The sequence below is a fragment of the Rhodococcus sp. KBW08 genome (assembly GCF_003852455.1).
GTDB classification, from domain to species: Bacteria; Actinomycetota; Actinomycetes; order Mycobacteriales; family Mycobacteriaceae; genus Rhodococcus_F; species Rhodococcus_F baikonurensis.
Genome location: NZ_QAJJ01000009.1, coordinates 491,606 through 518,538, shown reverse-complemented (window position 1 = coordinate 518,538; position 26,933 = coordinate 491,606). Strand labels below are relative to the sequence as shown.

Here is a 26,933-nt window from a genome sequence, read left to right as displayed (position 1 = left end):
CACCGGAATACCGGTGGCCGATCTGCGTGTGTGGCTGACTCAGCTGACCTTCAGGACCAGCTTTCCGGTGTTCGCGCCGGCGAAGAGAAGATTGAGGCTGTCACCGAACGCGTCGATACCGCCGTCGACGACGTGCTCGCGAGCAGTCAATTCGCCACTCTTGATCCACTTTCCGATCTGCTCCTGCGCTTCTGCGTAGCGATCGAGGTAATCGAAGACCACGAAGCCGGCCATCGTGGCGCGGTTGACGAGAAGTGACAGGTAGTGCGCGGGGCCTGGCTGAGGTTCGGTGGCGTTGTAGCCCGCGATGGCGCCGCAGATGACCACCCGAGCGCCGAGACGCAGACGGGAGAGAGCGGCGTCGAGAATTTCTCCGCCGACGTTGTCGAAGTACACGTCGATACCGTCGGGAGCATTGGACTTGAGCGCCTTGTAGACGGATTCGTTCTTGTAGTCGATGGCGACGTCGAAGCCGAGGTCCTCGGTGAGCCACGCGCACTTTTCCGGACCGCCGGCGATACCGATGACCTTGCACCCGTGGATCTTTGCGATCTGGCCGACGAGACTGCCGACTGCACCCGCGGCGCCGGACACGACTACGGTGTCACCGTCTTTCAGCTTTCCGACGTCGAGCAATCCGAAATATGCAGTGACGCCGGGGAATCCGAGAGCTCCGAGCCACGTCGGCAGGGGAGCGATGGATTCGTCGACCCGAGTGACATCTGTGCCGTCGGACACTCCGTACTCGGAGGCGCCGAACGATCCGGCCACGATGTCCCCGACCTGGTAATCGGGGTGCTGTGATTCGGTGATGCGTCCGACGCCGTGGGCGCGCATGACGGAACCGAGCTTGACCGGCGGAACGTACGACTTGACGTCGTTGAGCCAACCGCGCATCGCGGGGTCCAGGGAGAGGTATTCGACCTTGACGACAAACTCGCCCGGTCCGGCGGACGGGATCTCGGCATCGACGTATTCCCAGGTGGAAGCGTCGGGAAGTCCTGTCGGGCGGGCGGCGAGGCGTACTTGGCGGTTGGTCATCTCTCCCCTTCGGCGAAACGAATTGAACTTGAGGCCGGATTCAATATAGGTGATGGATCACGAACTGGGAAGAGTTGGATGAACCGATTGACGACTATGTATGTTCGATCGATGAGCAATGTGGTCGAAGACGCGCCTGGTTGGTTCACTCGGGCGCTGGAAGCGCCGGTCGAGACGGGGTCGGTGGAGGTCGAGGGCGCTTCGGTGCACTTTCGGGCGTGGGGGTCGGCGGGGCCGGGGATCGTGTTGATTCACGGCGGCGCAGCCCACAGTCGCTGGTGGGATCACATCGCGCCGCAGTTCGCCGAGGGGCGCCGCGTTGTCGCTCTCGACTTGACTGGACACGGCGACAGTGACACTCGCGACGCCTATGCGATGTCCCAGTGGGCTCGCGAGGTGCTGGCGGCGGCCGAGGCCGGGGGAATCGACGGCAAGCCGATTCTGGTGGGGCACAGTATGGGTGGGATTGTTTCTTTCGTGGCCTCGCATCTGCACGGCGAACTGTTGGACGGGGTTGTCATCATCGATTCTCCGCTCAAGGCGCGTACGCCCGAAGAGGAGGCGGCTCGACGCCAGAATGCCTTCGGCCCCAAGAAGGTTTATCCCACCAGGGAAGACGCGATGGGTCGATTCCGCTTCGTTCCGCCGCAGGATTCGGGACTGCCGGCGGTGCGTGACCATGTGGCAGCTACGTCGATGGAGGAAGTCGAGGGCGGTTGGTCGTGGAAGTTCGATCCGAACTTCTTTCTCCGAGTGGGTGCCGAAGATGTTCTCGACAGTGAACCACGTTGCCGCGTAGCCTATTTCCGAGCCGAGAACGGTATCGTGTCCGATCGACTCATGGAGCACATGCGCGGATTGTTCGGGCCGGAGGCCATCGTGGCGGAGATACCGGAAGCCGGCCATCACGTCATGATCGATCAGCCGTTGCAACTCGTGACCGGGGTGCGAACTGTGTTGAGTGCGTGGGCCGTTGCAAGTCGAGTGCCGGTAAATCAAGCGGTAGGTAACGTTGAGGAAAGGGTGGAAGCATGAGCACGGAATTGACGCTCGAACCGAAAGTCGAAGCTGCACTGAAGTTGTGGCACACCATGATCGACACCGGTGATCTGTCGGCGCTGCCTACCATCGTCGCGCCCGACGCACAGTTCCGATCGCCCACGGGATTCAAGCCGTACCAGTCCGCGGACGCCGTTGTGCTCATTCTCAATACGGTGATCCAGGTGTTCGAGAACTTCGAGTACCACCGACAGTTCGCCGGAGCCAACGGGCGGCAGGTCGTGCTCGAATTCAGCGCGAACATCGGAGACAAGAGCCTCAAGGGGATCGACATGGTCGAATTCGACGAGGACGGCAAGATCGTCGATTTCGAGGTCATGGTGCGTCCGGCCAGCGGGCTCGCCGCATTGGCTGCCGAGATGGGCCGCAGGCTCGGGCAGACGTTACCGAACTACAAGGCCTGACCTGAGTCCGGCGCGGGCCGGGTCTGCCTGCTCAACTCGTGCTGAATCCGCCGTTGGAGTGAAGGAGTTGTCCTGTTATCCAGCCTCCGGCGTCGGACATCAGAAATCGGACGAGGTCTGCAGTGTCGCCGGGTGTACCCAGCCGGCCGGCAGGGGTGTGGAGGGTTGTGGCCTGTTTGATCTCCGGTGTCATCCATCCTGTGTCGATCGGTCCTGGGTTGATGACGTTTGCCCTTACGCCGCGTGATCCCAGTTCGACTGCGGCGGCGATGACGATGCGGTCGAGAGCGCCCTTGCTGGCGCCGTACGGAAGATTATGGGCCGCATGGTCGCTGGTGAGTGCGATGATCCGCCCGGTCACCTGACCGACGTCGCGCTGCTCCGGAAGGTGTTCGGCGAACGCTTTGATCAGAAGCCAGGAGGCGCGGGCATTGACGGCGAAATGCCGTTCCCAGCTCTCGATGGTCGTATCGAGGATCGAGCTGTCGACGCTTTCGCAATGCGAGAGCACCAGTCCACGAAGGTTATTTCGCGATGCGGCAGCGTCAACGAGCTGACCGGCCACGTCCGGCGAGGCCAGATCTCCGGGAACCAGGTCGACACGGCTCCCGAGTGCGCGACACTTCTCGGCAATGTCCTGTGGATCGTGCGCTCCGCGAACGAACCCGACGCGTTCGTCATACGGCGCCCAGTAGCCGATCGTCAGATCCCAACCATCTTCGGCGAGACCCACTGCGAGGCTTGCTCCGATCGACTTGCTCCGGCCGACGCCGGTGATCAACACGGTCCCGCGCTTGTCAGACACTGCTCGCCTCCAGAGACTTTCTGTAGCTGTCGCGGGACTTCCTGCACCTGACGCGCACAGCTCGAGCGGTCAACCGCGGGTGGGATCACTTCAGTTGGAAGGACCGTTGGAAGGACCACTGTATCGGGAGAGCGTGTGCCGTCGGCCCCTCGACCTGGCACGTGTCTTGACACGGCGCTGGTCACAGCGTTTGACTGAGATACAAGCTCGAGTTGATTCACCCGACTGTGTCCCGGGAGGTTGACCTATGCGCGGCAAGGGGATTGCAGGCAGGGAGTTCTCAGGTCACGGCTGTCGACGCGGGGCACGGTTGCCTCGGGGTGCCCTCACGGTACTGGCTTTGGTTGGGGTGTGCGTACTTTCGTTTGGCACCACTCGGATGGCCGGCGCTCAACCGGTCGCAGAGACGGTCGATACCGGGTTCGTGATCCCCTTTGCGGGGGCGCCGGGCTACGAGAGCGTCGCGCCCACACAGATGACCAGTCCGGATCAGCTCAACCAGCCGCTGGGTCAGCAGGTGGCGCACGAGATTGCCGCGCAGATCGGACTCGACAGTTCCGACGCTTTGACCGAGGAGCAGTATCGCGATCTCATCACCGGCGGTGGGATCGGCGGCAATCGCGAGGATGCCGAGGTGATCGACGAATGCGCTCGGATTCTCACCAATACGAACGGGCGGCCCCTCTATTCGGGCACTACGTCGTCGGTTCTGGCCAGTTACGGGTTGTATGTGAATCCCGACGGATTGCTGGAGAGTCCGGCCAACGCGGATGCGCCGACGCGACAGGTGAATACGCTGATCGCCCCTGGTGGTTTCGTGGGCACCTGGTTACGCAACAACGGTGCGACGCACACTCTGATTGCGCTCTATCAGTCGGCATACACGGTGCAAGCGATCTACGGATTTGCAGCGCAACAGATCTCGGGACAGGCGCAGCTGGTGACCAACACCAAAGGCGATGTGAGTTCGGAGGTCGGCATGTCGATGGCGCCGCCGCTCTGGATAGTGAACTTCGCTCTGCTCTACATCTTGAAGCCGTCACTGGCAGCGGCGATGCCTGCACACTGGGCTCCCATTCCGTCGGCCGTTGCCGACGCCGTGAAGGCGAGCCCCACCGGCCAGATCGCGTTCGCTGACTACGCGTCCTACTTCGAGTGATCGGCCTGCCTGACAGCGCTGACGAACTTCTCGATCAAAGCGTGGTCCTTGATGCCGCGAGACGATTCGACGCCGCTGGAGACGTCGACGCCCCAGGCGCCGGTGGCGTCCAGTGCGTCGCGCACGTTGTCCGGGGACAGGCCGCCTGCCAGGATCCACTGGCCGTGGGGACGCGATTGCTGTTGGGCCCAGTTCCACGGCACCCCGGATCCGGCGTCGGCGCCGTCGATCAAGAGTTCATCCTCACCGAGGTCGAGGTTGTAGCCGTCGCGGACCTTGCTGGAGACGACAGCGCGGATGACGGTGAGTCCGGCGTCGTGCAGTCGCTGCACTTGCTCGGCGTCGACAAGATCGTGAACCTGTACGGTACGTAGCCCGGTGATCTGGGCGATCTCGAGGATCTGATCGATCGGGTTGCCGAGAAAGACTCCGATTGCCCGGATGTGATCGGGAATTCGGGCGATCAGTTCGACGGCGAGCGCGGGGTCGACTTTGCGGACGCTCTCGGCGAAGACGAAACCGACGGCATCGACGCCCAGGCCCACCGTGAGGTCGACCGTGTCAACGTCGCGCAGGCCACAGACCTTGATGAATGTCACCTGATACAGAGTACTAGCGTCGTCGTCTAGCCTCGTGCGTGCGACATTTCTACGCGCGAGAGGCTTGACGTGGACTGGCTCTACCGAATCAGTTTGATCTCGGGACCGCTGCCGGTGATCCTGACTGTCCTTGGGGTCCTGGGTGGTGTGTGGCTGCTCGGTTCGAGCGTGCGCTGGTACTACCGCAGAGCGGTGCCGATCGCGGGGCTGATCGCACTGGTGATCATGATCGCCGTGTGGATCACCGTCGAAAAGGTGATCGTGCCGTTCCCTGACCCCATCGAGATGTCGATCTACGTGTGGATCGGTCTCGGTATCTACGCGCTGCTACTTCTCGGGCCGCGAATCAAGGCGGGCGGAACGATCGCGAAGGCGGTGTTGTCCGTCGTTGCGACCGTTCTGGTCATCGTTACCGCCGCGACGCAGATCAATCTGGTCTTCGCGGCCTACCCGACTGTGGGAATTGCGTTCGGACACGACGATTTCGACCGCATTTCACTCAGCGAAGTTCCGGGTCCGACGGATCCTGTCGTCACCGGCGATCCTACGGACACTGTGTGGAAAGCGCCGGAAGGCATGCCGATTCGCGGACGCGTCACGACTTTGCCTGTCCCCGGAACGATTTCGGGATTCTCCGCACGCGATGCCCAGGTGTATCTGCCGCCGTCGTACTTCACCAATCCGCGTCCGCTACTTCCCGTGCTCGTGCTCATGGCAGGTCAGCCCGGCAAGCCCGAGGACTGGCTTCAGGGCGGAAAGCTCACCGCGACAATGGATGCTTTCGCCCGGGATCACGAGGGGTTGGCTCCGGTCGTAGTCATCGCCGACGGAACAGGATCGCAGATGGCCAATCCGCTGTGCACCGACTCGTCGCAGGGCAAGGTCGGCACGTATCTGGCAAAGGACTTGCCCGCTGCGGTGGCGAATGCGTTCCAGATCGACACGAACCCGAGGGCGTGGGCCATCGGCGGGCTCTCTTACGGCGGTACCTGCTCACTGCAGATGGCCACCAACTACCCCGACGTGTATCCGACCTTCCTCGATCTTTCCGGTCAGGTGGAGCCCTCACTCGGTGACCGACAGCGAACCGTCGACGAGATATTCGGGGGTGACGAAGCGGCATTCGTGAAGGTGAATCCGATGGACCTGCTGGCGACCCGGAAGTTCCCGAACTCGGGCGGAGTGTTCGTCGTCGGAACAGATGACAACGAGTTCAAGCCCGGTCAGCAAAAGGTGTACGAAGCGGCCAAAGCGGCCGGAATGGACGCCAGGTATCTCGAGCTTCCCGGTGGTCACAGCTTTTCGGTGTGGTCGGCCGGCGTCGAGCAGGAGTTGGCGTGGATCTCACAGCGGATGGGACTGATCAGCTGAATCCTGTTCCGGTTTTGGAACGTGTTCTATATTCGGTGTGTGGCTGCCGTTCGGCAGTCTCTCGATCGTTCACCGACTGGAGTTCAGGCACATGTACGAATGGTCCGACACCGACCTGATGTTCCGCGACGCCTTGCGCGGCTTTATCGACAAAGAGGTGCGACCTCACGTCGACGAGCTCGAAAGTGGTGCGCTGCCGCCGTTCGACATCATTCGCAAGCTGTACTCGACCTTCGGTCTGGCCGACATGGCACGCGAGGGCCTCGAGAAGTCGTTGGCACGCGAGCGCGGCGATGCGCCCTCCGGTGACGGTGAGAAGTCGAGCGCCTTCAGCGGCGCAGGCAGCATGGGCGTCGTGCTCAACAGCGAGTTGGCCGGAGTCAGTCTCGGCCTCGTCGCGTCGTTGGGCGTCAGCCTCGGATTGGCCGCTGGAACGATCCGCAGTCGCGGCACACTCGCGCAGAAGGAACGCTGGCTCCCCGGCCTGGTGACATTCGAAACCGTCGGCGCCTGGGCGATCACCGAACCGGACTCCGGCTCGGATGCCTTCGGCGGCATGAAGTCCTACGTACGCCGCGACGGCGACGACTACATTCTCAACGGCAACAAGACCTTCATCACCAACGGTCCGTATGCCGACGTGATGATCGTCTACGCAAAGCTCGACGAGGGCGACGCGTCGGTTGATCGTCGTGACCGCAAGGTGCTCGCCTTCATTCTCGACAAAGGCATGGAGGGGCTCACGCAGAGCCCGCCGTTCAAGAAGATGGGAATGAACTCCTCACCCACCGGTGAATTGTTCTTCGACAACGTCCGCATCACCAAGGATCGTCTGCTCGGCGAGACCGAGGACAGCGGAAAGTCGGACGGAAAGTCCAGCGCCAAGGAGAGTTTTGCCGCCGAGCGCATCGGCATCGCGTCCCTGTCTCTCGGCATCATCAACGAATGCCACCGCCTGAGTATCGAATACGCGAAGTCCCGCAAACTGTGGGGACGTGAGATCGGGCAGTTCCAGCTCATCCAGCTCAAGCTGGCCGAGATGGAGGTCGCTCGAATCAACGTGCAGAACATGGTCTTCAACGCGATCGAACGTACCGCGGCCGGAGACAAGGTGAGCCTGGCGGAGGCATCGGCGATGAAGCTGTACTCCTCGCGCGCAGCGACCGAGGTCGCGATGGAAGCCGTGCAACTGTTCGGAGGAAATGGTTACATGGCCGAGTACCGAGTGGAGCAGTTGGCGCGTGATGCCAAGTCGCTCATGATCTATGCGGGCAGCAACGAAATTCAGGTCACCCATATCGCCAAGGGGCTTCTGGGCTGAAACCCGGGACGTCGCCGCGTGGCGTCCGACCGCAGCAGGAACCAGATAGTCTTGCTGCGGTCGGCGACACCGCGCCGACGGATCGGAGTCGGTAATGAATGCGTCAGATCCCACCGCGTCAGATCCCACTGCGTCGGATCCCACTGCGCAGGATCAGGCTGCGCCGGATCCCACAAATGTTCATCCGATGGCCGGGCAGCCGCGAGTGGTGTTGCTGAAGCCGTTGATCGACAACCCGTTGATCGAGGTAGGGGAGTACACCTACTACGACGATCCGGAGTTCGCCGAAGAGTTCGAGACTCGAAACGTGTTGCATCACTACGGTCCCGACAAACTGGTGATCGGCAAGTTCTGCGCCCTCGCCACTGGTGTCACCTTCATCATGAACGGCGCGAACCATCGTATGAACGGTGTCTCCACCTACCCGTTCCCGATCATGGGCGGTGATTGGGCCAGGCACATGGACCTGGTGCAGGATCTGCCGTCTCGAGGTGACACCGTCGTCGGGAACGACGTGTGGTTCGGCGGGAACGTGACAGTCATGCCCGGCGTCCGGATCGGGCATGGGGCGATCGTGTCCACTGGCGCAGTCGTCACGCGCGACGTCCCGGACTACGCCATCGTCGGCGGCAACCCGGCCACGGAGATCAAGCGCCGCTTCAGTGCTGAAGACATCGAGAAGCTGGTGCGAATTGCATGGTGGGACTGGCCGATCGAGAAGATCACCCGCCACGTCCGGGTGATCTCGGACGGGAGTGTCGCGGAACTCGAAGCGGTCGAGTGATCTCCTCGCCCGCTAGTTCGTTCGTGTGAGCGAGTAGTTCCGGACGTGAAGCAGTGCGGCCGCGACAAGGCCGACAGCAAGACCTGTGGCAGTGAACGTGATCAGGTTCGGTTCGAGGTCGAAGTGGATGATGGACGATTCGGGGTAGGGGTTCTGCGGGTCACGAGGTTCGGGAAGGACCACCGAATAGAAGGTGGGCGGCCAGATTCGTCCGACGACGGCGACCGTGAGTCCGTAGGCTGTGCCGAAAGCTGAAAGTGCAAGCGGAAGAGTAAATTTTCTACCGCGTGCGTCACGGGCCAGCCGCCATCCCGTCGCGTTCAGTGTCGCCGAGACGGCAATGGCGACAGCGGTTCCGACTATCAGGAACCACGTAGTTGCGGGGAACCAATGTGGTGCGTCGGAGTAGCTGTATCCCTCGATCACCCACATGTATCCGGTCTTGCCGTCCTCCATCGGCGGCGGTGGAGGGGGTTGGATTCCGACATGTTCTGTTCGCGTGGACGGCGTGGCGAATCTCCAGGCGAGCACTCCGAGGACGCTCAGGAGCAATCCGGTCGCGATGAACACTGCGAAGAGTGGTTCTGCAACGCGGTCGCGAAGCGTCGTGAATCGCATTCGAAGATCGTCTCATCTCAGCCCGAGATCGAGAGTCTTTGTCGGTGGCTTCCATTAGCGTGTGCGCATGACTCTCACACTCGGCATGATCACCTTCGACAGTCTCGATCCCGGTCCCCTCGCAACGTGGTGGGCAGCGCAATTGGGCGGAAACATCGTCGAGGAAAACGACGGTTGGTTCTACATCGTCTCGGTCCCTGACAGCGCCACCAACTTCGCTTTCCAGAAGGTCCCGGACCCCACCGCCGGGAAGAACCGCATCCATCTCGATCTGGGGAGTCCGGATCTCGACGCCGAGGTGGAGCGCCTCGTCGAGGCCGGGGCAACTGAGCACCACCGCGAGAACATGGACGGTTTCCGCTGGGTGACGCTCCTCGATCCTGACGGGAATCAGTTCTGCGTGTCCGGTCCGCATGCCTGAGCCGACCGGTCCTGTGCCCACCTGATTCGCGCCCACTGATTTCGGAGACAGTGATTCGGGCATGATGAGGGGCATGACTTCTCAGACTTCTCGGACCGGGGCGGCTTCTCTGACCGGGGCCGACGCAGACGGCTTGTGCAGCTTCGTCGATTCGTCACCGTCGCCGTTCCATGTGTGCGCGACGGTGGCGTCCGAGCTGACGGCCGGCGGGTTCGTCGAAGTCCACGAAACGCAGTCGTGGGCCGCCGAGCCCGGACGGTACTTTCTCGTGCGCGGTGGTTCGCTGATCGCCTGGAGCACCGAGGGCCTGGGAAATACAGTGGGAAACACCGCTCCGTTCCGGATCGTCGGAGGTCACACCGACAGCCCGAATCTGCGGGTCAAACAGCATCCAGACCTCACTTCGGCGGGGTGGCAGATGGTGGGTCTCGAACCGTACGGCGGTGCGTGGCTGAACTCCTGGCTCGACCGCGATCTCGGAATCTGCGGCCGAGTGAGTGTTCGGGTGGGAAACACTGTGGAGCAGAAGCTGGTTCGCATCGACGACCCGATTCTTCGTGTTCCGCAGCTGGCTATCCACCTGTCCGAAGATCGCAAGGGCGTGACGCTGGATCCGCAGCGGCATGTCAACGGAATCTGGGGAGTGGGTTCGAAACCCAAGTCGTTCATCGGTTTTGTCGCCGAGCGTGCGGACGTGGCCGCGTCGTCCGTTCTCGGCTGGGAATTGATGACACACGACCTTGCACCCAGCGCAGTGGTGGGGGTGGACAAGGAATTGGTCAGCGCCCCCAGGCTCGACAATCAGGGCACGTGTTATGCAGGGACACAAGCACTTCTGGCCGCGACCGATTCGCCGGGAGAGCAGATTCCGGTGCTTGCGCTCTTCGATCACGAAGAGGTCGGCAGCATGTCCGATCGCGGAGCTTTCTCGGACCTGCTGAACACCGTTCTCGAGCGGATCGTGTTGGGGCGCGGTGGTGGCCGCGAAGAATTCCTGCAGGCGATGGCAGGCTCGGTGTGCGCATCTGGCGACATGGCGCACGCGACGCACCCCAACTACCCGGACCGCCACGAGCCCGCCCATCGGATCGAGATCAACGGTGGGCCGGTACTCAAGGTCAACCAGAACCTGCGATACGCCACCGATGCTGCCGGTGCAGGCGAATTCGCGCTCGCCTGCGACCAGGCGGGGGTGCCGATGCAGCGCTACGTCCACCGCGCCGATCTGCCGTGCGGCTCCACCATCGGCCCCATCACGGCATCGCGCACCGGGCTGTCCACCGTCGACGTCGGCGCGCCTCAACTCGCGATGCACTCGGCCCGCGAGCTGATGGGCGCGGCAGACGTCCGCATGTATGCCGACGCGCTCGGTGCCTTCCTCACGCCGCGAAGTTAAGAGCTGGGAGTCAGAGAGCAGGGAGCCCAGTGGGTGCAGCCGGTAGATCCTCGAAGAAGTCGGCGCTCGGTGTGAAGAACATCGAGCCCGTCACGGCCGTCGAGAAGTCGAGCAGTCGGTCGTAGTTGCCGCGAGGGTTGCCGAGAAACATGTTCTCGAGCATCCGTTCCGTGATCGCCGGCGTGCGGCAGTAGCCGATGAAAAAGGTGCCGATCTCGTCGTCACCGAGGCGCCCGTACGGCATGTTGGCGCGCAGGATCTCGAGAGCCTTGCCGTTCTCGTCCTTGATCGCGTTGAGGGCGACGTGCGAGTTGGCCGGCTTCACGTCGGACGTCATCTCGATGTCCTCGAGCTTGCTGCGTCCGATCACACGCTCCTGCTCGTCGACGGTGATTGCTTCCCAGTCCCGCATCTTGTGGATGTAGCGCTGGATGTGGACGTAGCTGCCGCCGGCGAACTCGGGATCCTCGTCGCCGACCGTCACCGCGGCGACGGCGTCGCGGCCCACCGGATTCTCGGTGCCGTCGACGAAGCCGATGAGGTCGCGGTTCTCGAAGTACTGGAAGCCGTGAACCTCGTCGACGACCGTGGCCGCGCCGTGCAGTCGCTTCGTGATCTGCCGAGCCACCTCGAAACACGCGTCCATGCTCATCGCGCGGATGTGGAAGAGCAGATCACCGGGAGTAGACGGCGCCGAGTGAACATCACCCTGCAAAGCGGTGAACGGGTGCAGCAGCGCAGGGCGCGGACCGGCGAACAGTCGATCCCAAGCCAGGGAACCGATGCTCGTCACGACGTCCAGGCCTGATCCGGGGACACGCAGCCCCACGGCCCGTTGCAGTCCCGCGACATCGGCGAGCAGTCCTCGTGTGGTCTTCTCGCCACCCGGATTCACGGTCGCGACCAGGAAAATTGCAGCCGGAGTGAGGGGAGTGGTCACCGACTGGGACTGTGCCGTGAGGTCGGACTGACGAACATCCTGGGGCATGCGAGACCTTTCGAGGAAAACAATGAACCGGCCTGACCTTAAGAAAACCGACCGGATTACCCAAACCGGGGCGGGTGTGACCGGCGATACTTCGCAGGCCCGGCCGTGTCGCGGGTGCTGCCGTCTGCGGAAGTCGTCGGCCCACACCGATAGACTGTCCCCCGGCACGTTCTTTCGTTGGGCACATTCGTGGTGTCCCGCTCCGCGCCGGCTTGCCTCTTGACTCCCGTAGGGAAGGGACCACTCTCCAGTGTCTGCTCACCAGGTCGATACCGTCACGCACGCATCGGCTGATCCCGATGCCGCTCAGCCGTTCAAGGAGCTCGGTCTCAAGGACGACGAATACGCACGAATCAAGGAGATCCTGGGCCGCCGTCCCACGGACGCCGAACTGGCGATGTACTCGGTGATGTGGAGCGAGCACTGCTCGTACAAGTCCTCGAAGGTCCACCTCGGATACTTCGGCAAGACCACCACCGACGAGATGCGCGCCAACATGCTGGCCGGTATCGGTGAGAACGCCGGCGTCGTCGACATCGGCGACGGCTGGGCAGTCACGTTCAAGGTCGAGAGCCACAACCACCCGTCGTACGTCGAGCCCTACCAGGGTGCGGCAACCGGTGTCGGTGGCATCGTCCGCGACATCATGGCCATGGGTGCTCGTCCGATCGCCGTCATGGATCAGCTTCGATTCGGTGCTGCTGACGCCCCCGATACCCGTCGCGTCGTCGACGGTGTCGTGCGTGGTGTCGGTGGATACGGAAACTCCCTCGGCCTGCCGAACATCGGCGGCGAGACGGTCTTCGACGAGTCCTATGCCGGTAACCCGCTGGTCAACGCCCTCGCTGCCGGCGTCATGCGCGTCGAGGATCTGCATCTGGCCTTTGCTTCGGGTGCAGGCAACAAGATCATCCTGTTCGGCGCACGCACCGGTCTCGACGGCATCGGCGGCGTCTCGGTCCTCGCGTCGGCAACCTTCGACGACGAGGGTGGAGACACCGGCGGACGTAAGAAGCTCCCTGCGGTTCAGGTTGGCGACCCCTTCACCGAGAAGGTGCTCATCGAGTGCTGTCTCGACCTCTACAAGGCCGGCCTCGTTGTCGGTATCCAGGACCTCGGCGGCGCCGGGCTGTCCTGCGCCACCTCCGAGTTGGCTGCAGCCGGTGACGGCGGCATGCACATCAACCTCGAGAAGGTTCCGATGCGCGCCACCGGCATGACCCCGGCCGAGGTGCTCTCGAGCGAATCACAGGAGCGCATGTGCGCCGTGGTCACGCCCGAGAACGTCGATGCGTTCATGGAGGTCTGCAAGAAGTGGGACGTCCTGGCCACCGACATCGGCGAGGTCACCGACGGTGAGCACCTCACCATCTCCTGGCACGGCGAGACCGTCGTCGACGTTCCCCCGCGCACCGTCGCTCACGAAGGCCCGGTCTACCACCGTCCCGTCGAGCGCCCGGCAAGCCAGGACGCGTTGATCGAGAACACGACCGCCGGACTGAAGCGTCCCGAAACCGACGCCGAGCTCGAAGCGACCCTGCTGAAGATGATCGCCTCGCCTGCCCTGTGCAGCCGCAAGTGGATCACCGAGCAGTACGACCGCTACGTCCGCGGCAACACCGTCCTGGCCGAGAACGCCGACGGTGGCGTCATCCGCATCGACGAGAAGACCGGACGCGGAATCGCACTGTCCACCGACGCTTCGGGCCGCTACACCGCTCTCGACCCGTACACCGGTGCGCAGCTCGCATTGGCCGAGGCTTTCCGCAACGTGGCAGTCACGGGCGCAACGCCCAAGGCCGTCTCCAACTGCCTCAACTTCGGTTCGCCCGAGGACCCGGGTGTCATGTGGCAGTTCCAGCAGGCTGTTCGCGGCCTCGCCGACGGTTGCGCCACCCTCGGCATCCCCGTCACCGGCGGCAACGTCAGCTTCTACAACCAGACCGGATCCACAGCCATCTTGCCGACGCCGGTGGTTGCCGTCCTCGGTGTGATCGACGACGTTCACCGCCGTATCCCGACGGGCCTCGGACTCGAGCCCGGCGAGACGCTGATCCTGCTCGGCGATACCCACGACGAGTTCGACGGTTCCATCTGGTCGCAGGTCGAGCACGGTCATCTCGGTGGCGTGCCGCCGAAGGTCGACCTCGCTCGTGAGCAGCTGCTTGCGGACATCCTGCTCGCCTCTTCGCGTGACGGACTGGTCACCGCAGCTCACGACCTCTCCGAGGGTGGACTGGCCCAGGCTGTCGTCGAAGCTGCGCTGGCCGGCGAAACCGGTTGCCGCATCCTGATTCCCGAGGGTGCCGATCCGTTCGTGACCCTGTTCTCGGAATCGTCCGGACGCGTCCTGGTGGCAGTGCCGCGCACCGAGGAGACCCGCTTCACCGGTATGTGCACCGCTCGCGGCTTGCCGTGGACGCGTATCGGGGTCGTCGACGAGGGCAGCGACTCCGTCGAGGTCCAGGGACACTTCTCCGTCACGATGGCCAAGCTCCGTGAGGCCTTCGAGGGAACGCTGCCCGCACTGTTCGGGTGATAGATGGTCGATTCCGGAGAACTGACTACTTCTGACAGCCAGCCGCAGGAACACCACCTGCGGCTGGCTGTTCCCGCATCTCTCGAGAAGTTCGACAACCGCTTCACCGAGTGGGCGTGGGGGCTCCTCAAACTCGACTTCACCGGCATCGCGTTTGCCGCGTTCTTCTTCTGCTGGTCGTTGACTCCTTCGCTGTTACCTCGAGATTGGCTGTTCCAAGGTCTGATCGGCGGCATCAACTCTGCCATCGGTTACGGCGTCGGTACCGCGATCGGTTGGGCTGTCGAGCGATACCTGCTCAGCGGTCGACGGTGGTGGCCCCTGCCTGAGCCGGTGCCATCCGCGATCAAGGTCTTCGTTCCGGTCGCATCCATCGTCGCGGCGATCATCATGCTGGTCTACGCGGCCGGGTGGCAACGCGAAATCGCGGCGCTGACCGACGCCGAAGGTACGACCACCTCGGGCTACATCCGAACCCTCGGACTGAGCCTGCTCGTGGGTGGTCTGCTCATCTCGATCTGGCGGGTCCTTCACGATCTGGTGAAACTGATTGCCCGACAGTTGATGCGGCGGTTCCACTGGTCGCGGTCGGTCGCCAATGGTGTCGGCGTCCTGGTCGTCACTGTTCTGTTCTTCATGCTGGTCGACGGCGTCCTCGTCCGTGGAATCTACGCCGCGACCAACTCGATCTTCAGTCTGCAGAACTCGACCACTCGCGACGGCGTCGTCGAACCGCAGGATCCGATGAAATCGGGTAGCCCCGAATCTGCGGCTCCCTGGGACACATTGGGGTTCGAGGGGCGCAACTTCGTCTCGCGTGGACTCGATGCCCAGGAACTCGAGGCGGCAACCGGTAAGCCTGCGATGGATCCGATTCGCGTCTATGCCGGGCTCGAAAGTGCCGAAGATCCCGAAGAACGCATGGATCTGGTCATCAAAGAACTGGAGAGGACCGGTGCCTTCCAGCGCAAGGTTCTCGTGGTCATTCCGACGACAGGTACGGGGTGGGTCAATCCCACTGCGGCACAGGCAATCGAGCTTGTACATGGCGGCGACACTGCTCTTGTCGCCAGCCAGTACTCGTACCTGCCGAGTTGGATCTCGTTCCTCGCCGACCAGGAGAAGGCGCAAGCTGCCGGTCGCCTGTTGATCGAGCGGGTACACGAAAGATGGCTCCAGGAACCGGAAGCCACCAGACCGAAGTTCATGGTCTACGGCGAGAGCCTCGGCGTCATGGCCGGCGCCGGAGCCTTCGACACCCTGCAAGCGGCGCGCGATACCGCCGACGGAATTCTGTGGGTAGGTCCACCGAACGCGACGCAGTTGTGGCGTTCGATCGAGAAGAGGCGCGATCCAGGCACTCCCGAAGTGGCGCCCGTGTACGCGGACGGTCTGGCCGGAGTCCGGTTCGCGGATCGCTCCGAAGACATTCCGGCCGACGGGATGACGTGGCCGCAGCCGCGGGTTCTGTTTGTCCAGCACCCTTCCGATCCGGTGGTGTGGTGGTCGCCCGACCTCATGTTCAACCGGCCCGAGTGGCTCAAGGAAGTACCGGGATTCGACCGCTCACCGTCGATGAAGTGGTTCCCGGTCGTGACGTTCTGGCAGGTGTCCGCCGACCTCGGTAACGCCGCGGGAGTTCCGGACGGTCACGGTCACAATTACGGAACCTCCGTTCTGGACGCCTGGATCAGCGTTGCCCAGCCCGAGGGATGGACGGCCGCAGAAACCGAGCGGGTTCGGTCGGCATTGGTCGTCGCCGTGAAATCCGAGGGCCCCGAGAAGTGAGGGGAGTCGCTTCGATCGGGCTTTCCGCCGCCGCGATCACCTGGAGCAACGTCGTGCTTCCGGCATTCGGTCTTTCGCCTCGCGCTCGCGCAGTGGTCAACACCGCGGCGGGTCTGTCCGCCATCGGGGTCTTACTCGCACGTGGTTACACCCGTGAGGAACTCGGTCTGGCGCACACCGGAATTCGTGGTGGTGCTCAGTTCGGCGGAGCCGCGGCCGGGGCGGTCCTCACCGGTTACAGCGTCGCTTTGGTTGTTCCCTCCTTGCGTGCGACTCTCGCTGCCGACGAGCGAGCCGACGGCCGCGAAGACTTCCTCGAATGGATCATCCTGCACATCCCGTTCGGCACGGTCCTTTCCGAGGAACTGTTGTTCCGCAGCGCGATGTCCGCAGTCTGGAACCGCGAACTGAACAGACCGACCGCGCAGGCTGTTCACGCACTGACTTTCGGGTTGTGGCACGTCGCCCCCGCCCGCGGTGCCGGCGACAACGTTCCCGCTGCAGTGGCATTCACCGGGGCCTCCGCAGTGCTGTTCGAGTGGCTGCATCGCAGAGGCGGCAGCGTGCTTGCCCCCGCCCTGCTGCACCTGGCCACCAATGCCGGTGGCGCACTGGCCGTTCGTATCGCTACTCGCAGACAGGGAGTGAACTGATGCCGCCCCGCCGCGCCGTCGACCCCGCCGAATTTCGTGCCGCCGTCCTGGCAGTCGGCCCGTGGCTTCGAGATCCGGATCTTCCGAAGCCGTCTCGCAGTGAACTCGGCGCCGCAGTGAAGATGAGTGCGCGCACTCTCGAGCAGATCGCCCCCGGATCGAGCGTCGAGGTGCGGGTCCCGCCGTTTGTTGCGGTGCAGTGCATCGAAGGACCGCGGCACACCCGCGGAACTCCACCCAACGTCGTCGAGACGGACGCTCGTACCTGGTTGCAGATGGTCACCGGACTCCTGGAGTTCTCCGAGGCCGCAGGTGACGGACGAGTCGACGCGTCAGGTAGCCGCGCCCCCGAAATAGCGCACTGGCTCCCACTGCTCCGATTGGCGCAGTAAACAGAGACCACCCGGTTCGCTTCAGGGTGATCTGCGACCCAAGGCTGCCCTCAGGGGAACTGGGTCCCAAAATGGCCGTAGACTGTGGATGCCCCCCAACCCCTGCCCACAAAGGGAGCGCCCGGTGACTCGTGCCGATCTGTCGGTCAACAGTCCAAATCTCCTCGCTTCGAACCCGTCCGACGAGGACGAGAACGAGCCCCGCGAAGAATGCGGTGTATTCGGCGTCTGGGCGCCGGGAGAGGATGTGGCGAAGCTCACTTATTACGGCCTGTACGCACTTCAGCACCGTGGTCAAGAAGCTGCCGGCATTGCGGTAGCCGACGGCTCCCAGGTGTTGGTGTTCAAGGATCTCGGCCTGGTCAGCCAGGTATTCGACGAGCAGACCCTCGCAGCGATGCCAGGACATGTCGCCGTCGGACATTGCCGTTATTCGACGACCGGTTCCACGACGTGGGAGAACGCGCAGCCCATCTTCCGTACCACCACTGCCGGTACCGGAATCGCGCTCGGCCACAACGGCAACCTGGTCAACACCGCTGAACTCGCGAGCCGCACCCGTGCAGCCGGCCTGGTCAACGACAAGCGCCCCAATGCCGCGACGTCCGACTCCGACCTCATCGGTGGTCTCCTGGCACACGCTGCCGGCGACAGCACCATCGAGCAGGCCGCGATGGAATTGCTGCCCACGTTGGAGGGCGCGTTCTGCCTCACCTTCATGGACGAGCACACGCTGTACGCAGCTCGTGACCCGCACGGCATCCGCCCGCTCTGCCTGGGCCGGCTCGACCGCGGTTGGGTGGTCGCCAGCGAGACTGCAGCCCTCGACATCGTCGGTGCATCGTTCGTCCGCGACATCGAACCCGGCGAGCTTCTCGCGATCGACGCCGACGGCGTCCGCTCCTCGCGTTTCGCGAACCCGACGCCCAAGGGCTGTGTCTTCGAGTACGTCTACCTCGCGCGTCCCGACAGCGTCATCGGTGGCCGTTCGGTTCACTCGACCCGAGTCGAGATCGGCCGCCTGCTCGCCAGCGAGCACCCCGCCGAAGGTGACCTGGTCATCCCCGTTCCCGAGTCCGGCACCCCCGCCGCCGTCGGTTACGCACAGGGCTCAGGCATCCCCTACGGCCAGGGTTTGATGAAGAACGCCTACGTCGGCCGTACCTTCATCCAGCCGTCGCAGACGATCCGTCAGCTCGGCATCAGGCTCAAGCTCAACCCGCTCAAGGAAGTCATCCGCGGCAAGCGCCTTGTGGTGGTGGACGATTCGATCGTCCGCGGCAACACCCAGCGTGCGCTCATCCGGATGCTCCGCGAAGCCGGCGCCCTCGAAATTCACGTCCGTATCGCCTCGCCGCCGGTCAAGTGGCCCTGCTTCTACGGCATCGACTTCGCCTCGCCGGCCGAATTGATTGCCAACGGCGCAGGCGGACAGGATGCGACGTTCGAGGAAATGCTCGACGGTGTGCGTCGTTCCATCGGAGCGGACACGCTCGGATACATCTCCACCGAAGGCATGATCGCCGCGACCGAGCAGCCGGCCAGCCGCCTGTGCGCCGCCTGCTTCGACGGGACCTACCCGATCGCGCTTCCCAAGGAAACGTCGATCGGCAAGAACGTCCTCGAGGGGATGCTCGAGAGCACCGCAGGTTCGACGGCCACTCGCGACAACGACAACGCGAGCGCGCTCAGCCGCCCCTGAACACCGAAAGCTGCAAAGCACCGAAAATCGATAGCCGAGAATCTGCCGTCCACAACTTGTGGGCGGCAGATTTTCTGTTCCACGACTTTCCGTTCGACGACACGGCATACGTCGTGAGCATCTGGCATAGTGCCCTCCGTGGCGCAACTGAGAATGGACGGGCACCGGGTACTGGTCGCAGACCTGGTGGGGGACACCATCAAAGCGATCAACGGTTCTATGGTGGCGTACGAGGGTGCGATCACCTTCAAGAATGCCGGTATGGGCGGTGGCGGAGGGTTACGTGCCGCGCTGAAACAGAAGGCGGCAGGTGAATCGCTGTCCCTGATGGAAGTCAGCGGACAAGGCACCGTCTACTTCGCGGTCGACGCCCAGGACATCACGATCATCGAACTCAACAATGACGCTCTGCACGTGGAAGCGTCACAGTTGCTCGCACTGGTGGGACAACTGCGAACCGACGTGAAATTTGCCGGACTCCGCGGCGCAGGTTCCGGACAGGGCTTGTTCACGACGGTCGTCAGCGGCACCGGTCTGGTGGCCGTGCTGTCGAAGGGTGGACCGATCATCGCGCTCGAAGTCAGCCCGCAGTATCCGCTGGTTGCCGATCCCGACGCCTTCGTCGCTCACCGCGGCCAGCTCAACCAGAGCTTCGTCACCGACGTCACCTGGCGCTCCGCGATCGGCGGTGGCAGCGGTGAAGCGTTCTCGCTGCGATTCGACGGATCCGGAGTCGTCTACATCCAGCCCGAGGAGCGCTGAACCATGCCGTTGGAATTGGTGAACAGCAAGGTCGTCAAGTCGACCCTCGCACCGGGACAGAACGTGCTCGCCCGCACCGGGTCGATGCTTTACTACACCGGCGACGTCCGCTTCATCCCGCACAGCATGGGCGGTGGGCCGGGCGCCATGCCGAACATGGGCGGTATCGCCGGGATGGCCGGTCGCATGATGTCCGGCGAGCATGCACGCATGATGGCGGCCGAGGGAAACGGTGAGGTCTTCTACGGCCACGCCGGTTTGTACGTCGAGGTGATCCACCTCGACGGTTCGTCGATGCTCACGGTCGAAGCCGACCGGCTCCTCGCACACGACGGGTACCTCCAGAGCTCGATAGTCGCACTCACGTCCCAGGGCGGTGTGCGCGGAGCAGTACGAGGCGCCATGACCGGTCAAGGACTGTTCACGACGCAATTGCACGGACAGGGAAGCGTCGCGGTCCTCTCGCACGGGGGTGCGATTCCGTTGCAGGTCGGTCCCAACAACCCTCAGGTCGTCGTCGACCCGCAGGCATACGTGTGCCACATCGGTCAGATAAACGTCGACATCTCCGCGAACGTCGGCTGGCGCGAGGCCGTCGGCAAGGGCTCGGGGGAGTCCATCCAGCTGAAGATGACCGGCGCCGGCACCGTCTGGGTCCAGGCGTCCGAGCAGAAGTTCTGAGAGGGCAAAGAGCATGGGTATCGAAATTCACAATCCGGCGACTCTGCCCGCCAACGACAACGTCCCGGGCAACGACTACGCCTTCTGCGTCGAGATGGCCGGACAACCGTGGTTCACGTCCAAGGGCGCAATGATCGCGTACTACGGAAACATCAACTTCGAGCCGCTCGGGCGCACGAGCATGACGGCGATCGTCGCGGCCAGGTTCTCTTCGCCGCTCTACGCGGACGACTGGGTGCTCGCTCAGGGGCAGGGCAAGTTGATCCTCGGCGACCGCGGATTCAACATCAATTCCTACGACCTCGACGACGGCAACCTCACGATTCGCGCGGCCAATCTCCTCGCCTTCGAGACGAGCCTGGACCTCAAACAGTCCATCGTCCCAGGCTTTTTGACGCTGCTGGGGACGGGTAAGTTCCTGGCGTCGTCCAACGGCCCGGTCATGTTCGCGGAGCCGCCGCTGCGCATCGACCCGCAGGCGTTGGTGGGTTGGGCCGACTGCCCGTCGCCGTCCCATCACTTCGATGCCGACTGGATGCAGAGCTTCCTGGGCGCGGTTCGCGGAAGCATGTTCGGCGCGAACACCGGTGAAGAACGCCAGTTCGATTTCACCGGAGCCGGGACGGTACTGATCCAGTCGAGCGAGAAGGTCGTCCACGACGGACACCTCCTCAAACACATCGAATCCGAGACCGTCGCACTCGGGCAGAACAGTCTGCGCGCACTGCACGCCTCGATCGGCGCGCGGCTGCAGAACTGACGTCTCGGGGTACGCGAGGTCTCACCGAGGGGGCCGGTCCGGTAGCGTATGGGCGTAATCGTCGGTATTTGTGTGCGCGCTCTGGGTCTCGAGTCGAACGGTCCCTCTCGCGTCACGAGGATTGCAAACACTTCACATTGCAAGACCACTTACCTGTGCACGAGCAATACGTGCTCGCGAGAAATACAAGGCTGGAGTAGTAACCCGATGACCGAGGACAGTCACCGCACCGCAGGCGCCTCCTACGCGGCAGCAGGAGTCGATATCGCCGCAGGCGACCGGGCGGTGGAACTCTTCGCCCCTCTGGCCAAGAAGGCCAGCCGCCCCGAGGTCATGGGCGGCCTCGGTGGTTTCGCCGGCTTGTTCTCCCTCAAGGGTGACTACAAGGAGCCGCTGCTCGCCGCATCGACCGACGGCGTCGGAACCAAGCTCGCTGTCGCCCAGGCGATGGACAAGCACGACACGGTCGGACTCGACCTCGTCGCCATGGTCGTCGACGACCTCGTCGTCTGTGGCGCTGAGCCACTGTTCCTCCAGGACTACATCGCTGTCGGCCGGGTCATCCCCGAGCGCGTCGCGGAATTGGTCAGCGGAATCGCCGAGGGCTGCATCCAGGCCGGCTGCGCTCTCCTCGGTGGCGAGACCGCCGAGCACCCCGGCATCATGGCCGACGGTGACTACGACCTCTCCGCCACCGGCGTCGGCGTCGTGGAGGCCGAGAAGCTGCTCGGACCGGACCGCGTTCGCCCCGGCGACGTCGTCATCGCCATGGGTTCGTCGGGACTACACTCCAACGGTTACTCACTGGCCCGCAAGGTCCTCCTCGAGATCGACCGGATGAACCTGAGCGCACACGTCGACGAGTTCGGCCGCACGCTCGGTGAAGAACTGCTCGAGCCCACCAAGATCTACGCCAAGGACTGCCTGGCGCTCGCTGCCGAGACCGACGTGCGCACCTTCTGCCACGTCACCGGTGGCGGCCTCGCCAACAACCTCGCTCGCGTCATGCCCAAGGGCTTGGTCGCCGAACTCGATCGCGGAACCTGGAGCCCCGCTCCGGTCTTCGCGATGATCGCGCAGCGCGGACGCGTCGAGCGCGCCGAGATGGAGCAGACCTTCAACATGGGCGTCGGCATGGTGGCCGTCGTAGCTCCCGAAGACGTCGACCGTGCGCTTGCAGTTCTGACTGCACGCCACATCGACTGCTGGACGCTCGGTAGCGTCAAGAAGGCGTCGGACGCCGCTGCAGAGCGTGCGTTCCTGGCCGGAGACCACCCGCGCTTCTAAGCCGCAACGTCACCTCTAGACCACAACTGCCCCATCGGAGAAATCCGGTGGGGCAGTTTTGTTTCCATCTGCGTTTCGATCGAAGCGCAGGCGTGAGGCGGAAAATGGAACGCAAAAATGAGGAAGAGCGATCAGCTCTTCCTCATTTCACAGTCTGCGCGGTGGCAGTGCGCGGTCAACGCCGCCAGTCGTCGTAGTCGTCCTCTCGCGCATGCCCTTCCCTATCGGAAGTCTGGTCCGATCGGACACTGCTCCGATGCGAGTTGGTCGATCCACCTGCGAGCTCTCGTTGCAGGCTGTCGAAATCCGTGGTCGGTACGCTGTATTTCAATTCGCGTGCAACCTTGGTCTGCTTTGCCTTAGCCCGGCCGCGGCCCATGGCTGACCCCCTCGCGCTTTCGCGGGGCGGCCTGGGGAATTTGGCGGCCCCGTTTGAGTGTGTAAGTTTCCTGACACACACTCTAGCGTGGAAAAGTCGCTTCCGCTTCCACGAACGCCTCACCGCCGTGTCTGATTGCTCTCACTATGGCCGCGAGCTGCCAGGATGCTGAAAGAACTCGTCAGAACTTTGTGAGAACTGCTCAGAAGTTTCCCGGAATTGCGCGAATCGTCCCCACTCGGGCGTCACCGCCGAAGACGGGAGCCGACGCGAGAGCCGCCAGTTCCTCGGTCCACTCGGTGTTCATTCGCTTGAGCAGAGCTGCCGCCAACGGAAGGAGCGCCCGCTCGTGGCCGTCGTCGATCTTGAGGGCGAAAGCGGAACCGTCGGGAAGCGCTCCGGCGTAGATGCCGTCGTATCCGGTCTTGGAGAACAGACCCGGCACGGCTGACATCAGGCGCTGATCGTTGCGGCCCGTGCCCGAGACGAGGAAGGGGTTCTCGCGGACCGCGTCGGCCACGGCTCGTTCAGGGGAGTCCGGCTCAGCCGAGGGCAGGCGTCCGAATGCCCGAGCCAGGTTCGTGAGCGAGAGCGGCACGATCGGGAGGCCGCAACCGTCGATGCCGAGTTCCTGCTCCTCCTCACCGCTGAGATCGAAGATCGTCTCCTGGATCGCGAGCTGGAGGGGATGAGACGGCTCCATGTACGTCTCGAGCGGCCAGTCGTTCACGACGCACGTCGCGAGCATCGCGGAGTGCTTGCCCGAGCAGGTCATGTAGATCGGGCTGGGAAGCTCGCCCGCCGCGATCAGTTCGGCTCGGGCCAGTTCGTTGCCCGGCAGATCTGAGGGGCACTGCAGCTGGTCGACACCGAGTTGGTAGCGAGCGAGAAGCGCGGCGACCAGTTCGATGTGATCGGCCTCGCCCGCGTGTGAGGACGACGCGACGGCCAACTCTTCCGGACTGGTGGGTGCAAAGCCGTTACGGAGCGCTGCGACGGCTTGCAGCGGCTTGTTCGCCGAGCGCGGGTAGATGGGTGTGTGAATTTCCCCGAGTCCGACCACGACCTCGCCGTCGGCGCCGAGAATGACGGCCGATCCGCGATGCACGCATTCGCGGAATCCGGAGCGGACCACTTCCACCAATTCGATACTCACGAGTGCACCTGCGCTTCTGCTTGTTCGATGAACCTCTGGACGCGCGCGGTGACGTTCGGTGCAAGATCGGTGTGTTCTGCGAGGAGCCGTCGAAGTCGCTCGGGGTCGGTTCCGGCGAAGACCTCTCGAACCGTCACCCCGTGCTCCGGGACGTGGACTCGGGTCACCGAGTCGCCCGCGGCGATCGTGCCGGTCCGGTTGACGCGAAGGTAGGCGCCCACGTCGGTCCGTTCGGTGAATCTCTTGACCCAGCCCTTTTCCGCGGCCCAGATGCCGAACGTGCCGCACGGGACGCGGGGAGCGGTTACCTCGAGTTCGAGAACGTCCGACGCCTCGGCTCCGGTGATGTGCCAGCGCTCGCCGATCACGGCGTCTGTGACGAGCATGCCGCTGATGTGGAGATTCTCGCCGAACCATCCGGGGCCGAGCGGTCGGCCCAACTCGTCCGACCAACGCTGAGCTTCGTCACGCTGATACGCGTAGACGGCTTGGAACGCGCCGCCGTGGAACTCGGTGTCGCAGACGTAGTCGCCGCCGAGTCCGAGTCGTCCTACCGCGACACGGCCGTCGACGGGACGCTTGTCGATCGCGGTACGTGGGACTCGCCTGACGCCACTGTCACGTTCGGTGTGGACGACGCAGACCGCGTCGACGATGCCCGTCACTTGCCGCGCAATCGGTTGACAGCCTCACGTCCGGCCTGGGGTGCGTCGTCCGCGACGATCGAATCCGGATCGATGGACGCGGCACTGGGGCCGGCCATGAGTTCGGTGTCGACCGGGATGTTGCGCTTGATCAGAGCGAGTGCAATGGGGCCGAGTTCGTGATGATTGACGACGGTCCCGACGCGTCCGACGGCCCGTCCACCCGCGGTGATCGGGTCACCCGGTTCCGGGACCGCTTCGGCGCTCCCGTCGAGGTGCAGCATGACGAGGTGGCGCGGGGGCTTGCCGAGATTGTGAACCCGGGCGACTGTTTCCTGACCGCGGTAGCAGCCCTTGTCGAGGTGGACGGCGCCGTGCTCGGCCGGACCACCGATCCAGTGGACCTCGTGCGGGATCGTGCGGTCGTCGGTGTCCAGTCCGAGGCGAGGCCTCGTCGCTTCGACGCGCAGTGCCTCGAAGGCCCAACTTCCGGCGGGCTTGGCGCCGGCATCGGTCAGCTTGGTCCACCACGCTGACAATTGCTCACGTGGGACGAGCAGATCGAACGAGTCCTCGGTTGGCCACGGCATGCGGCGGACGAACCCGCCGTCGGCCAGCGCGAGGGCGTCGTAGGCATCGGTGGGTGTCTGCACGCCGATCGAGGAGAGGACCGCCGGGGATTCGGGACCGATCAGGCTCAGGACCGCAAGCTCGTTGCCGTCTCGAGGCTCGGCTTTGGACCAGAACACCATCTTCTTCAAGAAGGAGAGAAGGTCAGGTCCGCGGTCGGCCTCGGTGTCGATCCAGGTGACACCGGCCAGGTCCGTCTGCACGAAGTGGTGCTCGACGCGGCCGTTGACGTCCAGGCTCAGGTTTTCGGCGCTCTTGCCGTCGGGGAGCGCGGCGATGTGCTGACTGGAGATCGTGTGCAGCCACGTGAGGCGTTCGTCGCCGGGGATGGCGATCACGAATCTGTGACTGCGGTCGACCACCACTGCTGCGCGCTGCGCGGTTCGCTGTTCACCGAGGGGATCGCCGTAGTGCCATGCGACACCGATGTCGGCCGAACCGTCCGGTGCGGTGACCGCGCCGGGGGAAGTCAGAAGTGGGCTGTTGGGCACAAGAGCGTTGTCGACCACAAGACCAGTCTAGGAGTGTGGGCGGGATCGCGGTTACAGGGCGGCCCCGGCGGCTTGGCGGATCGTTAGGGTTGATGGCATGCCTGATCGCGTATTGGTGACTCTCGACCATGAGGTGCTCGATGCTGACGCACCGTTTCTGCACGCCGACGACCTGGCGGTGGTGCGCGGCGACGGAGTCTTCGAGACGCTGTTGGTACGCGACGGCCGCGCCCGGGTGGTCGAGGGACACCTGAGTCGACTGGTTCTGAGCGCGCGGGCACTCGGCCTGCCCGCTCCCGTTCTCGACGACTGGCGTCTGGCGATCGAGATGGCTGCAGAGGAGTGGGGGACCGAGGAGGAAGGCGCTCTTCGTCTCGTTCTGACCCGCGGCCGTGAGAGTGGCGACAAGCCGACAGCCTTCGTGATGGTCGGTCCGGTGGCCGATCGGGTCAGGCAGGTCCGGGAATCGGGGCTGTCGGTGATGACGCTCGAGCGAGGTTTCTCCGTCGATCTCTCTGCCCGGGCGCCCTGGCAGCTGCTGGGCGCGAAGACGTTGTCCTACGCAACCAACATGGCAGCGCTCCGATATGCGGCGAATTTGGGTGCCGACGATGTGATCTTCGTCAGTTCCGAGGGCAATGTGTTGGAGGGGCCACGCTCGACGGTGGTGATCGTTCGGGACAGGACTTTGATCACACCGCCTCCCGCACAGGGCATTTTGATGGGTACGACGCAGCGTGCCCTGTTCGACGTTGCCGGCAGCGCTCGCTTCGATTGCCGATACGAAACCCTCCGACCTGCGGATTTGATTGCGGCCGACGGAGTGTGGATGGTTTCGAGCGTCACACTGGCCGCGCGCGTCCATACACTCGACGGGCTCGCATTGCCAGAGCCGAAGGTCTCCGAGGAATTCGCGGAATTGGTTGAACGTGCAATTGATTCGGATTCAGCAGGGCGATAGGCGAATAGGAATCGCGACAGGTCTCTACTACATTTGGTAGTAGCAAAGTCCTGCGGTCCAAACCGGACAGCAGTACCGTGTCCGCAGGGGCCGAGCGACTGCCCGCGTCTCGAACCCCGAAGCCTGTCCCAGGGCCCTACTC

27 protein-coding genes are annotated in these 26,933 nt (G+C 63.7%); 18 read left to right on the top strand and 9 right to left on the bottom strand.

The window, feature by feature from the left end; all coding sequences use genetic code 11:
* Positions 1–39: 39 nt before the first annotated feature.
* Positions 40–1,041 (bottom strand): NADP-dependent oxidoreductase, encoded by a 1,002-nt coding sequence (locus DBV08_RS13255; RefSeq protein ID WP_095968655.1) that lies wholly within the window; start codon positions 1,039–1,041, stop codon positions 40–42.
* A gap of 111 nt (positions 1,042–1,152) precedes the next feature.
* Here DBV08_RS13255 and DBV08_RS13250 point away from each other — a divergent pair, with 111 nt between their 5' ends.
* Positions 1,153–2,076, top strand: a complete 924-nt coding sequence (locus DBV08_RS13250; protein WP_124567701.1) for an alpha/beta fold hydrolase — start codon at positions 1,153–1,155, stop codon at positions 2,074–2,076.
* Entirely contained in the window at positions 2,073–2,504 is a 432-nt protein-coding gene (locus DBV08_RS13245) for a nuclear transport factor 2 family protein (RefSeq protein WP_095968657.1), read from the top strand. The genes DBV08_RS13250 and DBV08_RS13245 overlap by 4 nt, the downstream gene beginning before the upstream one ends.
* A gap of 31 nt (positions 2,505–2,535) precedes the next feature.
* Here DBV08_RS13245 and DBV08_RS13240 read toward each other — a convergent pair whose 3' ends face one another.
* Complete coding sequence (locus DBV08_RS13240) at positions 2,536–3,309, bottom strand: SDR family oxidoreductase (protein WP_124567700.1); 774 nt, start codon at positions 3,307–3,309, stop codon at positions 2,536–2,538.
* Positions 3,310–3,556: 247 nt separating this feature from the next.
* Between DBV08_RS13240 and DBV08_RS13235 the strand changes: the two genes are divergently transcribed.
* Positions 3,557–4,468, top strand: a complete 912-nt coding sequence (locus tag DBV08_RS13235) for a hypothetical protein (RefSeq protein WP_124567699.1) — start codon at positions 3,557–3,559, stop codon at positions 4,466–4,468.
* Here DBV08_RS13235 and DBV08_RS13230 read toward each other — a convergent pair.
* The gene (locus DBV08_RS13230; RefSeq protein WP_124567698.1) at positions 4,456–5,067 is read right to left on the bottom strand and encodes a phosphoribosylanthranilate isomerase; all 612 of its coding nucleotides are present in this window, start codon (positions 5,065–5,067) and stop codon (positions 4,456–4,458) included. The genes DBV08_RS13235 and DBV08_RS13230 overlap by 13 nt on opposite strands.
* A 69-nt stretch (positions 5,068–5,136) precedes the next feature.
* Between DBV08_RS13230 and DBV08_RS13225 the strand changes: the two genes are divergently transcribed.
* The 3 genes from DBV08_RS13225 (at position 5,137) to DBV08_RS13215 (ending at position 8,543) form a co-directional block, all read left to right on the top strand.
* Positions 5,137–6,438, top strand: coding sequence for an esterase family protein (locus DBV08_RS13225; protein WP_124567697.1), 1,302 nt, complete (start codon positions 5,137–5,139; stop codon positions 6,436–6,438).
* A gap of 91 nt (positions 6,439–6,529) precedes the next feature.
* On the top strand, positions 6,530–7,759 hold the full coding sequence (locus tag DBV08_RS13220) for an acyl-CoA dehydrogenase family protein (RefSeq protein WP_007733810.1): 1,230 nt from the start codon (positions 6,530–6,532) through the stop codon (positions 7,757–7,759).
* Positions 7,760–7,946: 187 nt separating this feature from the next.
* A complete protein-coding gene (locus DBV08_RS13215) occupies positions 7,947–8,543 on the top strand; it encodes a CatB-related O-acetyltransferase (RefSeq protein ID WP_124567832.1) in 597 nt (198 codons plus the stop codon).
* Positions 8,544–8,555: 12 nt separating this feature from the next.
* On the opposite strand, the gene DBV08_RS13210 is transcribed toward DBV08_RS13215, so the two are convergent.
* Positions 8,556–9,161: a hypothetical protein gene (locus DBV08_RS13210; RefSeq protein WP_124567696.1), complete on the bottom strand. Its 606-nt coding sequence runs from the start codon at positions 9,159–9,161 to the stop codon at positions 8,556–8,558.
* A 67-nt stretch (positions 9,162–9,228) separates the two neighbouring features.
* On the opposite strand from DBV08_RS13210, the gene DBV08_RS13205 reads away from it, so the two are divergent.
* Both DBV08_RS13205 and DBV08_RS13200 read left to right on the top strand, forming a co-directional pair.
* Entirely contained in the window at positions 9,229–9,582 is a 354-nt protein-coding gene (locus DBV08_RS13205; protein ID WP_095968663.1) for a VOC family protein, read from the top strand.
* A 64-nt stretch (positions 9,583–9,646) separates the two neighbouring features.
* On the top strand, positions 9,647–10,978 hold the full coding sequence (locus DBV08_RS13200; RefSeq protein WP_124567831.1) for a M18 family aminopeptidase: 1,332 nt from the start codon (positions 9,647–9,649) through the stop codon (positions 10,976–10,978).
* A gap of 10 nt (positions 10,979–10,988) precedes the next feature.
* Here DBV08_RS13200 and DBV08_RS13195 read toward each other — a convergent pair whose 3' ends face one another.
* Complete coding sequence (locus DBV08_RS13195; protein WP_124567695.1) at positions 10,989–11,966, bottom strand: Dyp-type peroxidase; 978 nt, start codon at positions 11,964–11,966, stop codon at positions 10,989–10,991.
* A 250-nt stretch (positions 11,967–12,216) separates the two neighbouring features.
* On the opposite strand from DBV08_RS13195, the gene purL reads away from it, so the two are divergent.
* The 9 genes from purL (at position 12,217) to purM (ending at position 22,530) form a co-directional block, all read left to right on the top strand.
* Entirely contained in the window at positions 12,217–14,505 is a 2,289-nt protein-coding gene (gene purL / locus DBV08_RS13190; protein WP_124567694.1) for a phosphoribosylformylglycinamidine synthase subunit PurL, read from the top strand.
* Between the two features lie 3 nt (positions 14,506–14,508).
* Positions 14,509–16,293 (top strand): alpha/beta-hydrolase family protein, encoded by a 1,785-nt coding sequence (locus DBV08_RS13185; RefSeq protein ID WP_124567693.1) that lies wholly within the window; start codon positions 14,509–14,511, stop codon positions 16,291–16,293.
* Positions 16,290–16,946 (top strand): CPBP family intramembrane glutamic endopeptidase, encoded by a 657-nt coding sequence (locus DBV08_RS13180; protein WP_124567692.1) that lies wholly within the window; start codon positions 16,290–16,292, stop codon positions 16,944–16,946. The genes DBV08_RS13185 and DBV08_RS13180 overlap by 4 nt, the downstream gene beginning before the upstream one ends.
* A complete protein-coding gene (locus DBV08_RS13175; protein WP_124567691.1) occupies positions 16,946–17,338 on the top strand; it encodes a sterol carrier family protein in 393 nt (130 codons plus the stop codon). The genes DBV08_RS13180 and DBV08_RS13175 overlap by 1 nt, the downstream gene beginning before the upstream one ends.
* Before the next feature lie 124 nt (positions 17,339–17,462).
* Positions 17,463–19,040, top strand: coding sequence for an amidophosphoribosyltransferase (gene purF / locus DBV08_RS13170; protein WP_003940541.1), 1,578 nt, complete (start codon positions 17,463–17,465; stop codon positions 19,038–19,040).
* Positions 19,041–19,193: 153 nt separating this feature from the next.
* Positions 19,194–19,802, top strand: coding sequence for an AIM24 family protein (locus tag DBV08_RS13165; protein ID WP_003940441.1), 609 nt, complete (start codon positions 19,194–19,196; stop codon positions 19,800–19,802).
* Between the two features lie 3 nt (positions 19,803–19,805).
* Positions 19,806–20,483 (top strand): AIM24 family protein, encoded by a 678-nt coding sequence (locus tag DBV08_RS13160; protein ID WP_003939918.1) that lies wholly within the window; start codon positions 19,806–19,808, stop codon positions 20,481–20,483.
* 13 nt (positions 20,484–20,496) lie between these two features.
* Positions 20,497–21,243 (top strand): AIM24 family protein, encoded by a 747-nt coding sequence (locus tag DBV08_RS13155; RefSeq protein WP_003939813.1) that lies wholly within the window; start codon positions 20,497–20,499, stop codon positions 21,241–21,243.
* Between the two features lie 207 nt (positions 21,244–21,450).
* Positions 21,451–22,530, top strand: coding sequence for a phosphoribosylformylglycinamidine cyclo-ligase (gene purM, locus DBV08_RS13150; RefSeq protein ID WP_003940225.1), 1,080 nt, complete (start codon positions 21,451–21,453; stop codon positions 22,528–22,530).
* A 175-nt stretch (positions 22,531–22,705) separates the two neighbouring features.
* Here the strand turns inward: purM and DBV08_RS13145 are convergent, their stop codons facing one another.
* From DBV08_RS13145 to DBV08_RS13130, 4 genes are all read right to left on the bottom strand, one after another.
* On the bottom strand, positions 22,706–22,909 hold the full coding sequence (locus tag DBV08_RS13145; RefSeq protein WP_003940337.1) for a DUF3073 domain-containing protein: 204 nt from the start codon (positions 22,907–22,909) through the stop codon (positions 22,706–22,708).
* 202 nt (positions 22,910–23,111) lie between these two features.
* Positions 23,112–24,065, bottom strand: a complete 954-nt coding sequence (locus DBV08_RS13140) for an asparaginase (RefSeq protein WP_095968669.1) — start codon at positions 24,063–24,065, stop codon at positions 23,112–23,114.
* The gene (locus DBV08_RS13135) at positions 24,062–24,730 is read right to left on the bottom strand and encodes an MOSC domain-containing protein (RefSeq protein ID WP_095968670.1); all 669 of its coding nucleotides are present in this window, start codon (positions 24,728–24,730) and stop codon (positions 24,062–24,064) included. The genes DBV08_RS13140 and DBV08_RS13135 overlap by 4 nt, the downstream gene beginning before the upstream one ends.
* A complete protein-coding gene (locus tag DBV08_RS13130) occupies positions 24,727–25,848 on the bottom strand; it encodes a folate-binding protein YgfZ (protein ID WP_124567690.1) in 1,122 nt (373 codons plus the stop codon). The genes DBV08_RS13135 and DBV08_RS13130 overlap by 4 nt, the downstream gene beginning before the upstream one ends.
* Positions 25,849–25,927: 79 nt before the next feature.
* Between DBV08_RS13130 and DBV08_RS13125 the strand changes: the two genes are divergently transcribed.
* Positions 25,928–26,791 carry an aminodeoxychorismate lyase gene (locus DBV08_RS13125; RefSeq protein WP_124567689.1) on the top strand — a complete coding sequence of 288 codons (864 nt, stop codon included), beginning with the start codon at positions 25,928–25,930 and terminating at the stop codon, positions 26,789–26,791.
* The last annotated feature ends 142 nt before the right edge of the window (positions 26,792–26,933 follow it).

What these genes read in the sequence shown, in the direction of transcription:
- DBV08_RS13255 (WP_095968655.1), bottom strand. Translation starts at nt 1,041, where the DNA reads ATGACCAACCGCCAAGTACGCCTCGCCGCCCGCCCGACAGGACTTCCC.
- DBV08_RS13250 (WP_124567701.1), top strand. Translation starts at nt 1,153, where the DNA reads ATGAGCAATGTGGTCGAAGACGCGCCTGGTTGGTTCACTCGGGCGCTG.
- DBV08_RS13245 (WP_095968657.1), top strand. Translation starts at nt 2,073, where the DNA reads ATGAGCACGGAATTGACGCTCGAACCGAAAGTCGAAGCTGCACTGAAG.
- DBV08_RS13235 (WP_124567699.1), top strand. Translation starts at nt 3,557, where the DNA reads ATGCGCGGCAAGGGGATTGCAGGCAGGGAGTTCTCAGGTCACGGCTGT.
- DBV08_RS13220 (WP_007733810.1), top strand. Translation starts at nt 6,530, where the DNA reads ATGTACGAATGGTCCGACACCGACCTGATGTTCCGCGACGCCTTGCGC.
- DBV08_RS13215 (WP_124567832.1), top strand. Translation starts at nt 7,947, where the DNA reads ATGGCCGGGCAGCCGCGAGTGGTGTTGCTGAAGCCGTTGATCGACAAC.
- DBV08_RS13210 (WP_124567696.1), bottom strand. Translation starts at nt 9,161, where the DNA reads ATGCGATTCACGACGCTTCGCGACCGCGTTGCAGAACCACTCTTCGCA.
- DBV08_RS13205 (WP_095968663.1), top strand. Translation starts at nt 9,229, where the DNA reads ATGACTCTCACACTCGGCATGATCACCTTCGACAGTCTCGATCCCGGT.
- DBV08_RS13200 (WP_124567831.1), top strand. Translation starts at nt 9,647, where the DNA reads ATGAGGGGCATGACTTCTCAGACTTCTCGGACCGGGGCGGCTTCTCTG.
- DBV08_RS13195 (WP_124567695.1), bottom strand. Translation starts at nt 11,966, where the DNA reads ATGCCCCAGGATGTTCGTCAGTCCGACCTCACGGCACAGTCCCAGTCG.
- DBV08_RS13185 (WP_124567693.1), top strand. Translation starts at nt 14,509, where the DNA reads ATGGTCGATTCCGGAGAACTGACTACTTCTGACAGCCAGCCGCAGGAA.
- DBV08_RS13175 (WP_124567691.1), top strand. Translation starts at nt 16,946, where the DNA reads ATGCCGCCCCGCCGCGCCGTCGACCCCGCCGAATTTCGTGCCGCCGTC.
- DBV08_RS13165 (WP_003940441.1), top strand. Translation starts at nt 19,194, where the DNA reads ATGGACGGGCACCGGGTACTGGTCGCAGACCTGGTGGGGGACACCATC.
- DBV08_RS13160 (WP_003939918.1), top strand. Translation starts at nt 19,806, where the DNA reads ATGCCGTTGGAATTGGTGAACAGCAAGGTCGTCAAGTCGACCCTCGCA.
- DBV08_RS13155 (WP_003939813.1), top strand. Translation starts at nt 20,497, where the DNA reads ATGGGTATCGAAATTCACAATCCGGCGACTCTGCCCGCCAACGACAAC.
- purM (WP_003940225.1), top strand. Translation starts at nt 21,451, where the DNA reads ATGACCGAGGACAGTCACCGCACCGCAGGCGCCTCCTACGCGGCAGCA.
- DBV08_RS13145 (WP_003940337.1), bottom strand. Translation starts at nt 22,909, where the DNA reads ATGGGCCGCGGCCGGGCTAAGGCAAAGCAGACCAAGGTTGCACGCGAA.
- DBV08_RS13125 (WP_124567689.1), top strand. Translation starts at nt 25,928, where the DNA reads ATGCCTGATCGCGTATTGGTGACTCTCGACCATGAGGTGCTCGATGCT.